15 protein-coding genes are annotated in these 11,860 nt (G+C 65.0%); 5 read left to right on the forward strand and 10 right to left on the reverse strand.

The genetic code is table 11. From position 1 onward, the window contains the following. Positions 1-112: 112 nt before the first annotated feature. Positions 113-898, forward strand: a complete 786-nt coding sequence (locus VMV82_06405; GenBank protein ID HUY41182.1) for an extracellular solute-binding protein — start codon at positions 113-115, stop codon at positions 896-898. A gap of 16 nt (positions 899-914) precedes the next feature. Here VMV82_06405 and pstB read toward each other — a convergent pair whose 3' ends face one another. From pstB to VMV82_06430, 5 genes are all read right to left on the reverse strand, one after another. After that, a complete protein-coding gene (pstB, locus tag VMV82_06410; protein HUY41183.1) occupies positions 915-1,721 on the reverse strand; it encodes a phosphate ABC transporter ATP-binding protein PstB in 807 nt (268 codons plus the stop codon). 79 nt (positions 1,722-1,800) lie between these two features. Next, entirely contained in the window at positions 1,801-1,929 is a 129-nt protein-coding gene (locus VMV82_06415; protein ID HUY41184.1) for a hypothetical protein, read from the reverse strand. A gap of 69 nt (positions 1,930-1,998) precedes the next feature. After that, positions 1,999-3,132: an ATP-binding protein gene (locus VMV82_06420; GenBank protein HUY41185.1), complete on the reverse strand. Its 1,134-nt coding sequence runs from the start codon at positions 3,130-3,132 to the stop codon at positions 1,999-2,001. Between the two features lie 5 nt (positions 3,133-3,137). Beyond that, positions 3,138-3,875: a response regulator transcription factor gene (locus tag VMV82_06425; protein HUY41186.1), complete on the reverse strand. Its 738-nt coding sequence runs from the start codon at positions 3,873-3,875 to the stop codon at positions 3,138-3,140. Continuing rightward, positions 3,832-4,734 (reverse strand): NAD(P)-dependent oxidoreductase, encoded by a 903-nt coding sequence (locus tag VMV82_06430; GenBank protein ID HUY41187.1) that lies wholly within the window; start codon positions 4,732-4,734, stop codon positions 3,832-3,834. Before VMV82_06430 ends, VMV82_06425 begins: the two co-directional genes overlap by 44 nt. A gap of 83 nt (positions 4,735-4,817) precedes the next feature. On the opposite strand from VMV82_06430, the gene VMV82_06435 reads away from it, so the two are divergent. Then, positions 4,818-5,735 (forward strand): fructose-bisphosphate aldolase, encoded by a 918-nt coding sequence (locus tag VMV82_06435; protein ID HUY41188.1) that lies wholly within the window; start codon positions 4,818-4,820, stop codon positions 5,733-5,735. Positions 5,736-5,760: 25 nt separating this feature from the next. Here the strand turns inward: VMV82_06435 and VMV82_06440 are convergent, their stop codons facing one another. After that, entirely contained in the window at positions 5,761-6,951 is a 1,191-nt protein-coding gene (locus tag VMV82_06440) for an alpha/beta hydrolase (protein ID HUY41189.1), read from the reverse strand. Then, a complete protein-coding gene (locus VMV82_06445; GenBank protein HUY41190.1) occupies positions 6,930-7,166 on the reverse strand; it encodes a hypothetical protein in 237 nt (78 codons plus the stop codon). Before VMV82_06445 ends, VMV82_06440 begins: the two co-directional genes overlap by 22 nt. 61 nt (positions 7,167-7,227) lie before the next feature. On the opposite strand from VMV82_06445, the gene pcm reads away from it, so the two are divergent. Next, the gene (gene pcm / locus VMV82_06450; protein HUY41191.1) at positions 7,228-8,064 is read left to right on the forward strand and encodes a protein-L-isoaspartate O-methyltransferase; all 837 of its coding nucleotides are present in this window, start codon (positions 7,228-7,230) and stop codon (positions 8,062-8,064) included. A 21-nt stretch (positions 8,065-8,085) separates the two neighbouring features. Here pcm and VMV82_06455 read toward each other — a convergent pair whose 3' ends face one another. Genes VMV82_06455 through VMV82_06465 form a run of 3 tightly spaced genes read right to left on the reverse strand, consistent with a single transcriptional unit; the run spans position 8,086 to position 9,143 of the window. After that, positions 8,086-8,574 carry a hypothetical protein gene (locus VMV82_06455; protein ID HUY41192.1) on the reverse strand — a complete coding sequence of 163 codons (489 nt, stop codon included), beginning with the start codon at positions 8,572-8,574 and terminating at the stop codon, positions 8,086-8,088. Continuing rightward, complete coding sequence (locus VMV82_06460) at positions 8,571-8,822, reverse strand: ferredoxin family protein (protein HUY41193.1); 252 nt, start codon at positions 8,820-8,822, stop codon at positions 8,571-8,573. The genes VMV82_06455 and VMV82_06460 overlap by 4 nt, the downstream gene beginning before the upstream one ends. A gap of 54 nt (positions 8,823-8,876) precedes the next feature. After that, positions 8,877-9,143, reverse strand: coding sequence for a GlsB/YeaQ/YmgE family stress response membrane protein (locus tag VMV82_06465; protein ID HUY41194.1), 267 nt, complete (start codon positions 9,141-9,143; stop codon positions 8,877-8,879). Here VMV82_06465 and VMV82_06470 point away from each other — a divergent pair. Then, positions 9,142-9,873, forward strand: a complete 732-nt coding sequence (locus VMV82_06470) for an SIMPL domain-containing protein (GenBank protein ID HUY41195.1) — start codon at positions 9,142-9,144, stop codon at positions 9,871-9,873. The genes VMV82_06465 and VMV82_06470 overlap by 2 nt on opposite strands. Before the next feature lie 4 nt (positions 9,874-9,877). After that, a complete protein-coding gene (locus VMV82_06475) occupies positions 9,878-11,812 on the forward strand; it encodes an ATP-dependent Clp protease ATP-binding subunit (protein ID HUY41196.1) in 1,935 nt (644 codons plus the stop codon). The last annotated feature ends 48 nt before the right edge of the window (positions 11,813-11,860 follow it).

Here is an 11,860-nt window from a genome sequence, read left to right on the forward strand (position 1 = left end):
TCGACTGCCACGCCCGCGCGCGGCGCTCGACAAGCTCAGGACCTAAAGGCCTCGCCCTTTTTTAGTCACCCTAAGCGGAGTGAGCGGAGCGAACCAAGTCGAAGGGCGGCGCATGGCTAAAGCTCTCGCCTCCCTGGCACTGGCAACATGTCTGGTCGCGGCGTCGCCACCGCAGACCGTGACCGTCCTCTACGCAGGCTCGCTGGTGACGCCGATGGAGGGCCCGATCGCGCAGGCGCTGGCGCGTCAGGACATCACTTTCGAAGGAGAAGGTCGCGGAAGTCAAGAGATCGCCAACTTCATCACGGCGGGCCTGCGCAACCCCGACGTCGTCATCGTGGTCGATCCTGCGATCATGGCACGCCTCGCACGCGCCGGGCTGATCGCGCAGTCTTGGACATTGGGAGGCGCGACGCTCGGCATCGCATTAGCGAAACATCACCCGCCGAGTATTCGCTTCGACGAAGCAAACGTGCCGTTCAGTACGCAACTTCTCGACGGATCCGGTATGCGTATCGCGCGGACCGATCCCCGACTCGACCCCAAAGGGCGCTATACCATCGAAGCGGTGCGAATGCTCGTAGGTGCGCGTGGCGAGCGTCAACTCTTCGGCGCCGACGAAAACCCGGCGCAGATTTTTCCGGAGCAAGACTTACTCGTTAGACTCGAAACGGGAGAAGCCGACTGGGGCGTCGTCTACTCCACCGAAGCCCGCGCTCGCCACCTCGAGTTCATTCCTTTTCCGGGACGCGCGTCGATGTCCGACGAGATTCGTTACGTCGTCGCCGTTATGAAAGGCGCGCCGCATCCTAAGGCAGCGCGCGCGTTCGTCGAGTTTCTTCTGCATGGCACGGGCCGCCGCATTCTCGAAGCGGCGGGGCTCGCAAAGCACGCGTAGTCGAAAGGCTAGGAACCTAGCCGTAGCGCCCCGTGATGTAATCTTCGGTGCGCTTGTCCTTCGGCTGGGTGAAGATCGACGCCGTGGTGCCGATCTCGATAATCTCGCCGGAAAGAAAGAACGCGGTGAAATCGCTGATGCGCGCCGCCTGCTGCATCGAGTGCGTGACGATGACAACCGTAAAATCATTCGTGAGCTCGGCGACGAGGTCTTCGATTTTACTCGTTGCGATCGGATCGAGCGCCGATGCCGGCTCGTCCATGACGATGACCTCGGGGTCGACGGCAAGACAGCGCGCGATGCAGACGCGCTGCTGCTGCCCGCCGGAGAGATCGAATGCCGAACGATCGAGGCGGTCCTTCACTTCATCCCACAGTGCCGCGCGCCGAAGGCTGCGCTCGCAAATCTCCATCAAGGTCTTGCGATTGCGGATGCCGTGCACGCGCGGACCGTAGACGACGTTTTCGAAGACCGTCTTCGGGAATGGGTTCGGCCGCTGAAAAACCATCCCGATACGATGCCGGACGGTCACCGGGTCGACGTTTGACGCGTAGATGTCCGAGCCGTCGAGCAGCACGCGCCCTTTGACGCGTGCGCCGGGCGTCAGATCGTGCATGCGATTGAGCGCACGGATGAACGTCGACTTCCCGCACCCAGAGGGCCCGATGAGCGCGGTAACGTGATTGCTCGGAACATCGAGCGATGCGTCGCAAATCGCGCGGAACGCACCGTAATACACGTCGAGGTGACTAGCTTGCAGCTTGGGCGCGGCTTCGATGTCGGGAGTCCTCCGAATAGCGGGAGTGGCGGCGATCGTACTCATCCCGCGCCTCGTAATCCCACGCATGATGGCCATGCAGCCACAGAATACCTGGGGTCGCTTAAGACCGTATTAAGGAAGGTTATGAACGGTTACCGGCGTCGCGCGGGGCCTCGGGGTCGAACGCCTCGTTATACCATTCGCGAACGTCGCGCAGCGTAAGCCCGCGGCAATGCTCTTCGATGAACGCCAATACTTGCAGCTTCGTCACGCGTTCTTCGTGTACGTCCCACGCCCACCGCATGCGGCTTCAGTGTAACGCCGGCCTATTAGGCCGATGTTATGCGCGCGTTAAGGAGGGGCTGAAACTCCCGCGCACGATGGGAATGCGAATGGTCACCGCGGTTCCGCTGCCCAGCGTCGACTCGGCGGAGATCGTGCCCCCATGCGCGTCGACGATGCCCTTCACGATCGCGAGGCCAAGCCCGGCGCCTCCGCTTTCGCGCGTACGCGAGCGGTCGGCAACGTAGAAGCGTTCGAAGATGTGGGGCAGATCGCGATACGGTATGCCGTCGCCGGTGTCGCGTACGCGCATGATCGCCTCGTTTGCCGCGGCGTCGAGCTCGACGGCGATCGTGCCGCCACCAGCGGTGTGGCGCAGCGCGTTGTCGATCAAATTCACGAGCACCTGCGCGAGCCGCTCGCCGTCGGCTTCCACGCGCACCGGCCGCTGCGGGTGGATATGTAGGCTCACGCCCTTCTGTGCCGCCTGCGGCTCGAATGCAGCGACGATCGGGCGCGCCAGCGCTTCGAGATCGACGTCGGCGAGGTCGAGCTTCAACTGGCCCGACTCCGTCCGCGCTTGCTCGAGCAGCAGCCGGACGAGCGAGACGAGCCGATCCACTTGCGCGAGCGCTTGCGGCAGAAAGAGATCGCGCGCCTCTTCGTCGGGCGAGGCGATCACCGTCTCGAGCATCAGCTTGATAGAGGAGAGCGGCGTGCGCAACTCGTGCGACACGTTCGAGAGAAACTCGCGGCTCGCTCGCTCGCCGCGCAGCATCTCGGTTTGATCTTCGGTAAAGATCGCCGCGGCAGCGCTTTCGCCCGCTTCGAGCGGCGCAACGGAGATCCGGTACGTTCGCGGCTCCGCACGACTCTGCAACACCATCGGCGCAACCGACGCCTCGCCCCGCAGCGCCTCGTGGACTCGCTGTTCGAGCTCGACGTTTGCCACCGCCTTGAGCAGATGCTCGCCCATCGCGCGCTCGGGATCGAAGCGAAAGACGGCGCCCGCCGCACCGTTCGCGTACCGCACGCGAAGATTCCGGTCGACGAGCACGACGCCCGTCGGCAACGCTCCGACCAGCCGCGAAAATAAGCTCTCGGCTACGACTTCGGCCGGCTCGCTCGGCGGGAGCGGCCGGTCGGACGGCTCGTCGCGCCGTCCAAAGACGCGGTCGATGATGTCGCGCATCGCCGTCACGGCCGGAACATGTATCCCCGGCTGCGCACGGTGAGGATATGCCGCGGGCGCGCGGAATCGAGCTCGATCTTCTCGCGCAGCCAGCGCACGTGGACGCTGACGGTCTGCTGCTCGCCGTCAAAATCGTATCCCCATACCTTGTCCAGCAGCGTTTGCCGCGTCACGATGCGCCCTTGGTTTTCCATCAGCACGCGCAGGAGGGAAAACTCTTTCGGTGCGAGCGCAACGTCGTTTCCGCGGACCGTGAGCTGCTGGCGCGACGGATCGAGCGCGATGTCGCCGAGCACGATCGCCTTTTCGCTCTCGTCCTGCGCCGGCACTGGGCGCCGCAAGCGAACCTTGACGCGCGCTAGGAACTCGTGCAGGGCAAAGGGTTTGGTAACGTAGTCGTCCGCACCGAGCTCGAACGCCAGGACCTTGTCGATCTCCTGATCTTTTGCAGTGAGCATGATGATGGGCACCGCGCTGAACTTGCGGATCTCCTTGCACACCTCGACGCCGTCGAGCACCGGCAGCATGATGTCCAGCACCACGAGATCGGGCTGCTCGCGCTGGGCAAGCGTGATCGCGCTCCGACCGTCGGTTGCGGTGATCACGGCATAACCACTGCGCTCTAGGTTGAAGCGCAACGTCTTCAGGATCGCAGACTCATCGTCGACGACGAGAATCTTCTTGTTGAAATCCGGGCTCTTAGGAAACGTTCCGCGCGACTGTTTCGGAATGGTCTCGTTCATAGGCTTTGGCGATCGCACTGTAATCCAGCGCGCCGTCTCCTTCTGCGGAGCGTGCGGTGTAGAGTTGATAGGCGAGCCCCGTCGCCGGCATCGGATGCCCCAGACTCCGTGCCGCTTCGAGCGCCGCCGCAAGGTCCTTGCGCAGAAGATCGAGCGAGAAACCTCCCGCGAAGTTGTTTGCAAACCATGTCTTCGGAAGCCACTGCTCCAACACGTAGTTCGATGCCGTCGCGGTTGCGAGGACTCTGCACACGGCGTCGCGATCCGCTCCCAGGCGCTCGGCCAGCACGAGTGCCTCCACGTTTGCCAGCATCACACTTGCGATGATGGCTTGGTTCGCGAGCTTTACCGTTTCGCCCATGCCGACGGGGCCGAGATGCGTTGGCGTTCCGAGCGCGCGTAGCACCGGCTCGACGTGCGCGACGTCGCTCGCTTCGCCACCGACCATGATCGTCAGCGAGCCGCTTTCTGCGCGCGAAGGGCCGCCGCTGACCGGCGCGTCGACGAACCCGACGCTCTGCCGCCGCAGCCGCTCGGCGAATCGGCGCGATGCGATCGGCGAGATCGTCGACATGTCGACGACGCAGCACTCGATGCGCGTGCCGCTCGCGACGCCGCGATCGCCGAAGATCACTTCCTCGACTTGCGGTGCGTCGGGAACGCAGACGATCGTGATCTCGCTCTGGTCGGCAACCGCGGCGGGATCTGCGACCTCCGCGAGGCCCGCTTCGCGCAAGCGGTCGATCGGCTCCCGCCGGCGATGCGCGCACGACGTCACCGCAAAGCCGGCGCGCAGGAGCGTACGAACCATCGGCTCCCCCATCGCACCCAGCCCGATGAAACCGACGCGCGTGCTCACAGCCGCCACCTTCGCTGCAGCCTATCGCGTCACCCTGAGCCGCGCCGCAAAGGGCGGCCGCGCTCCCTGCCGAAGGCGCAAACGTGATCGCTACCGCCGTACGCCGCCCGACCCTCGAGGACATGCGCCTCTCTACTGGAAAGCGCACGCGGCTGCACCGCCTGCTGTACGAGCATGGCCCCGCCAACGGAACGCTGATGATCCTTCCGATCGATCAGGGCCTCGAGCACGGACCGGTCGATTTCTTCGATAACCCGGCAGCCGTCGACACCGATTGGATCTACCGCCTCGCTGTCGAAGGACGCTTCTCGGCAATCGCATTGCACGTTGGGCTCGCGGAACGGTACCACGCGGCGTATGCGGGCAGGGTCCCGCTCGTTTTGAAGATCAATGGTAAGACGAATGTTCCCTCCGACGACGCGCCGATCAGCCCGCTCACGTCGTCGGTCGAAGACGCCGTTCGCCTCGGCGCGGACGCCGTCGGGTATACGCTCTACGTCGGCAGCCCGGCGCAAGACGCCGATATCTTACAGTGTAACGATGTCCGCCACGAGTGCGAGCGTTACGGCATGCCGCTCGTCATTTGGGCCTACCCGCGCGGCGCTGCGATCGCGGCGAAAGGCGGGCAGGACTCGCTCTACGCCGTCGACTATGCCGCACGCGTCGCCCTCGAGATCGGCGCCGACGTCATCAAGCTCAATCAACCGAAGCATCACGCCGCAACGGCATCGCAAATGCCGAAGCCGTACGATTCCATGAATCCCGACGAGCTCGACGCGCTTCGCCGCGTCGTGCGCTCTGCGGGCAAATGCCTCGTCCTCGTTTCGGGCGGCAGCAAACTCGGCGACGAAGACACGATTCACAAGGCGCACGTCGCGATGCAAGCGGGGTGTGTCGGTCTCATCTTCGGCCGCAATATGTGGCAGCGTGAATGGGAAGAGGCCATGAAGATGGCCGGCCGCATGCACGAACTCTTGAAGGGCTACACGCAAGAAGACTAGCGCGAGCCGCGCTGAGAAGCTGGCGTTACGTTGCGAAGCCGCGCGCTTCGAGCCAGTGGAGCATCGCTTCGGGGTAGCCTAGATAATGGACCGGAAGCGAAGACTGATCCTCGTAACCGGTGCGCGAGTCAACGAGCAGATGCCCCGCATGCGCAAAAGTGATGATCGTAAAGTCCGTCATGCCGGATTGCTTGAATGCGTTGCGATAACGCGCGGCGCTGTCGCTCGCATCCACATTCTTATCCAACGCGCCGAACAGCGCGAGCGTCGGCGTGCGGACGCGATCGAGCGTCGCGGCCGGGTCGTAGATCAACGACGCGCGTAGGGCGGCTAGCAGCGCGGCGGCGGGCGGAACGGTAAAACCCGGTGGAATGCGCATGTATCGAAACCACGGCTGCGTTTTGACAGAGGTCAGTGCGAGTGCGGCTGCATTCCAGTTTGAATCGGTCGCGAGCGCGTCGAACATCGTGCGCTCGAAGAGCATCGCCTGCGATATTTGCTCCGAGGTGAAGCGCCCATACTCTCGCAGTTCGGCGGCAATTTCGTAGAGCACGTTGTCCGTAATGCTCTCGCTCGACGTGCTCTTCAAAATGAGAAATGCGAGCGGAAAGCGCGTGGCAACGATCGGCGCTACCCAACCGCCGTTACTCGCCGCCCACGCGCCGATGCGGCGCGAATCCACGGCCGGATCAGACCGTACTACCCGCAGCAACGCAAGAATGTCCTCCGCTTTGGATGCGGGGCTCGCGTAACGCCAGTCTCCGACGGAATCGCCCGTTCCACGCTGATCGTACGTCACGACCGTGAGGCCATGGGCGATGAAATATGGGATGAGAAAGCCCATTTGCCGCGTGGAATCGTCGGCTCCCTGAATGAGCGCGATTGTCGCCCGATGAGCCGCATTCGGGGCGTACCACAGCGAGGCGCCGAGCCGGCCGGCGGCAGTTCCGACGATGAGCGGGCGCTCCCGCACCGGAATGGCCGGCGCGCCGAGCGTGAATGTGAGCGCCGGCCGTGCATCCGTACGATAGACGCGGCCACAGACGTAGTCGAGGGTCCCCATGCGCCGTGTCTTCGAGTCGTAAAACTGAATCGTCGGCTGATCCGGCGGCTCCGCATCTATGCCGACGTAGACCACGCGTCCGGGAAGCCTGTAAGCACCCATCGCCGGAGCGTGCGCGACGGTCGCGAGGGCTAAGACTGCTGCGACAAGCATTGCGGGCAGTACCAAGTTTCCGCGCCTTCGTGACCCACCGTCACCATCTGATCGCGCGAGCCGCGACGGCCGCATCCCGCGCAAGCAAACGTCTGGCCGATCTTGGCGGGCTCGACTCTGTGCCCGCGCGTCATGACAAACGCGACGAGCACGACGAGCGCGAAGAGCACCCACGGAGCGTAGGCAAACGCGTGCTCGAGCCAGCTGTCGGCCATGTCCGCGTCCTTCGCACGCGCGGTACCGAGGCCCTCGTAGGTTACCGCCGAAGGCTGCGCGATGGAACACGCGCGCTTGCGCGAGACCCTCGTCTCCGAGCTGCAACAGGCGGGCACGCTGCAGGACCCCGCGGTTGCGCGTGCCTTCGGAACCGTGCCGCGCCATCGATTCATCCCGGAAGTGGCCGCAGAAGAAGCATATGCCGATCGCGCGATCTCGATCAAGCACGCCGACGGCGAAACCGTGGCATCGATCTCGCAGCCGAGCATGCTCGCGCGCATGCTCGATCTTGCCGCCGTACGATCCGGCGACCGCGTTCTGGAGATCGGCACCGGAAGCGGATACAACGCCGCGTTGCTCGCGGAGCTCGCCGGCGCGAACGGACTCGTCATCACGGTCGAGGTCGAACCGGATCTCGTGCAACGCGCGCGCGTCGCATTGGACGCGTGCGGTTACGAAGCGGTGCGCGTCGTGCTCGGCGACGGCCACGACGGCTTCGCTGCGGAAGCCCCGTACGATCGCATCGTCGTCTCGGCCAGTGCCAACGACATTCCGGTGGCGTGGTGGCAACAGCTCGAGAATGGCGGTCGCATCGTCGTGCCGCTCGACATCGGCATCGGCGGCGAATACGCTGCGGGATTTACGCGCAACGGCAACGAGCTGCGCAGCATCGGCATCGTGCCGTGTCTCTTCGTTGCCCTGCGCGGCGAACGCCGCGCTGCGCCGGCAGAGAACGTTTTCTTGCGCGCCCGGCAGGTGCGCTACGGAGCCGAAGCGCGACCCGTGAAAAGCATCGTGGCGGTTCCGACCTCCGACGCGTCGTCGGCGCTCCTCGAGCAGGCCGACGTGGTCGTCGCCCAGACGCAAACGACCTTCGCCGTCACCCTCGCCGACTAGACATTGCTTGTAATCCTGTGGTTACGGCCTCGGAGTGGGCGGGTACCCCTCGAGCGTACGACGCCAATCCTGCGAGTCATCGCGCGGCAAGCCGCCGGGAACGATCAAGATGACGTCGTTCTGCGAGAAGCGGCCACGCACGAAGTGCCGGTGGAACGTGCCGGCGATGGTTGCCGTCGCGCCGTCCGCGACCGTCGGATTCGTCGCGTCGAGCACGAGAATGCAGCGGTGACCGCAGAGATCGAACTGCAGCACGGGACCGCTCGGCGTCGTATCCGTGCGCAGGTTGCGAACCGTGCCGACGGCTCGTACCGGCTTGCCGTCATACTCGATCGACTGCGCGAGAACGTCGTCGACCGCCATCGGCGGGCCGAAATGCGGCGCGGGCGTCGAGAGCGGAATGAAGGAAGACGCCGGCGTCTGTGAAGGAAACGGCCGCGGAGCCATCTGCGCCGATGCGGGCGCCGCGACGCACGCCACCACGGCGAACGCCAGAGCGAGACGCTTCACGCCTCCGCCTTCTTGAAATACTCCGCGTTGATTTCGGCGTAGTTCTGCCACTTTTCGGGAACGTCGGAGTCGGCGAAGATCGCCTCGACGGGGCACGCGGACACGCAGGCGCCGCAATCGATGCAGACCTCTGGATCGATGTAAAGCATCTCGTCTTCATCCTTGCCGTGAATGCAATCGACGGGACAGACGTCGACACACGACTTGTCCTTCGTGCCGATACACGGTTCGGTGATGATGTACGCCATGATGAATGATACTTAGGCGAGGCCCCCGGAGGCACCTCGGCGCCTAGGAGCCTCCTAGACCACGTGTCGCCGGCCAGAAATTACCCGCGCAGCCCAGAGCAAGACAACCGCACCGACGACGGCGGCAAGCCAGCTGTGCCAGTTCCAAAAGTTGGTCACGCCTTGATGCCCGAAGAGCCGGAAGATCCAGCCCCCGATGAAGGCGCCGACGACCCCAACCACGATGTCCATGAGGCAGCCGCCCGGGGCTGCGCCGGGAACGATCCAGCGCGCAACCGCGCCGACAATGAATCCGAAAACGATCCAAGAAAGGATATCCATGCCTACTTATCTCCTTCTGACGGCGCTGCGCCGGCCACGTAGCGCGGGAGCCCTTTGCGCCTTTCTCATCGGGCTGCTTCTTCTTTCCCCGCTTTCCGCGCGAGCGGCGCAAACCGCTGCCCCCTCGCCGACGCAGATCAGCGTTACCGGCACGGGAGTCGTTACGCTGCCGCCCGATCAAGCCGTCGTGAGCGCGTCCGTCGAGACGTACGACGGTCATAGCGCGAGCGTTGCAGTGAGCGACAACGCGGCGATCTACGACCGCATCGTCGCCGCGGTCGTCGCGCTCGGAGTCGCCCGAGCCGACATCGCGCTCTCCTCCTACAACGTGAGTTATTCGCCGCCGCCGAACGATCGCTCGGGCTACACGGTCGATCGCTCCTTTGCAATCAAGGTGCGCCAGCTCTCGCTTGCGGGCCGCGCCGTCGACGCCGCGACGCTCGCCGGCGCAATGCGCCTCGGCGTGTCGTTCGGCCTCTCGGACGCGACGAGCGCACGACACGAAGCCCTGCAGCGAGCCGTCGCCGACGCCACGGCGACCGCTGCCGCGATCGCGAGCGCCGCCCGCTTGCACATCGCCGGTATCGCATCGATCACCCTCGGTTACGAGTACGCGCCGGCGCCGCAAGCGCTGCGCGTCATGGCGGCAGTTGCAACGCCGACGCAGTTCGACGCTGGAACGACGAGCGTCAGGGAAACGGTGAACGTCATCTTTCTCGCGAAACCATAGAAGCATGACCGACGTCACCTGCGAATCGTGCGGCGCCCGCCCGGCAATTGCCCTCGACGGCGACAAACGCCTCTGCGCGACGTGCGCGCGGCGTCGCGCCGCGCTGCCGTTGATCGGCGCGTCGCTCGCCGCCGCAAGCCTCCTCGCCGGCAGTGCGATTCTCGCAGACCGTTTACGCCGCGAAGGACCGTCCGGCTCCTCTCCCGTCGACGAGTTCACGCGGCGTTTGCGTGGCGCGAACACGCCGACGCTCGCGAGCTTCTCCCGCGATCTCACCGAGCTCGCGCGCGACGGCAAGCTCGACCCGGTCATCGGCCGCGACGAGGAGATCGACCGCGTCATCGCGATTCTCGCGCGGCGCAGTAAGAACAATCCCGTTCTCGTCGGCGAGCCGGGCGTCGGCAAGACCGCGATCGTCGAAGGGCTCGCGCAGCGCATCGTCGCCGGGCGCGTGCCGGTTGCGCTGCGGGGCAAGCGCGTCCTCGCGCTCTCGCTCGGGCCGCTCGTCGCCGGAACGAAGTACCGCGGCGAGTTTGAGGGGCGCGTGAAGCGCATTCTCGACGAAGTGCGCAAGAGCGCGCGCGACGTGATTCTCTTCATCGACGAGATGCACACGCTCGTCGGCGCCGGCGCGGCGGAGGGCGCGCTCGACCTGAGCTCGATGATCAAGCCGGAGCTCGCGCGCGGAGACCTTCAGTGCATCGGGGCGACGACGTTCGACGAGTATCGCAAATACGTCGAATCCGATGCGGCGCTCGAGCGCCGCTTTCAGCCCGTTATGGTGAACGAGCCGAGCGTCGAGGAGACGCTCGAGATCCTGCGTGGCTTGCGCGATCACTATGCCTCGCACCATAAAGTAATCATCAACGACTCCGTTCTTGAAGCCGCGGCGCAGCTCTCCGCGCGGTACATCGCCGATCGCTTTCTGCCGGACAAGGCCATCGATCTTCTCGACGAGGCCGCCGCATCGGTGGCGTTGCGCGCGAAGCCCGACGATCTCGGCGGCGCGCGCGTGACGCGCGACGACGTGGCCGCGGTCGCTTCGAAGTGGACCGGAATCCCCGTCGACGCGATGACGGAATCGCAAGTGAACCAGCTCCTCGACTTGGAGACGACCCTTGCCAAGCGCGTCGTCGGCCAGACGCGCGCGATCTCCGCCGTCTCCGATGCCATTCGCCGCGCGCGTGCGGGTCTGCACGATCCGCGCAGACCGCTGGGGAGTTTTCTCTTCCACGGCCCGAGCGGCGTCGGTAAGACCGAGCTCGCGAAAGCGCTCGCGGAAGCGCTCTTCGGTACCGACGGCGCGCTCGTGCGCGTCGACCTCTCGGAGTTGCGCGAAGGCCATGCGGTCTCTCGCCTCATCGGCGCGCCTCCCGGCTACGCCGGTCACGACGAACCTGGCCAGCTCACCGAGCCCGTGCGCCGTCGCCCCTACTGCGTCGTGCTCTTCGACGAGCTCGAGAGCGCGCACCCGGACGTTGCGGCGATGCTGCTGCAGATATTGGACGACGGCCATCTCACCGACGCGAGGGGCCGTAAGATCGACTTTCGCCACGCGATCATCATCCTCACGACGAATCTTTCAGAGGACGACATGCAGGTCGTGCTGCGTCCCGAGCTGCTCAACCGCATCGACGAAGTGGTGGCGTTCGATCCTCTCGGCCTCGACCAGATCGAGGAGATCGTTGCGATCCACGTCGACGCGCTCGCCCACCGCCTCGACGCGCGCCTCGTGCGTTTGCGTTTATCGGAGGAGGCGAAGCGCTTTCTCGCGCTCGAGTCGATGGCGGCCGGCAGCGGGGCTCGCTACGTCCAGCGAATCGTAGCGCGCCAAATCAGCACGCCGCTCTCGTCCGCGATCCTACGCGGCGAGATCAAGGAAGGCGGCGCCGCAAACGTCGACCTCCATGAGGGCGCCCTCGTCGTCAAGGCCGCCTAACCGTACCTCAGCAACAGCCGTTATGGCAGCAACGCTGCGGCTGAGAAA

Source organism: Candidatus Dormiibacterota bacterium, assembly GCA_035532035.1.
Taxonomy (GTDB): Bacteria; Vulcanimicrobiota; Vulcanimicrobiia; order Vulcanimicrobiales; family Vulcanimicrobiaceae; genus Tyrphobacter.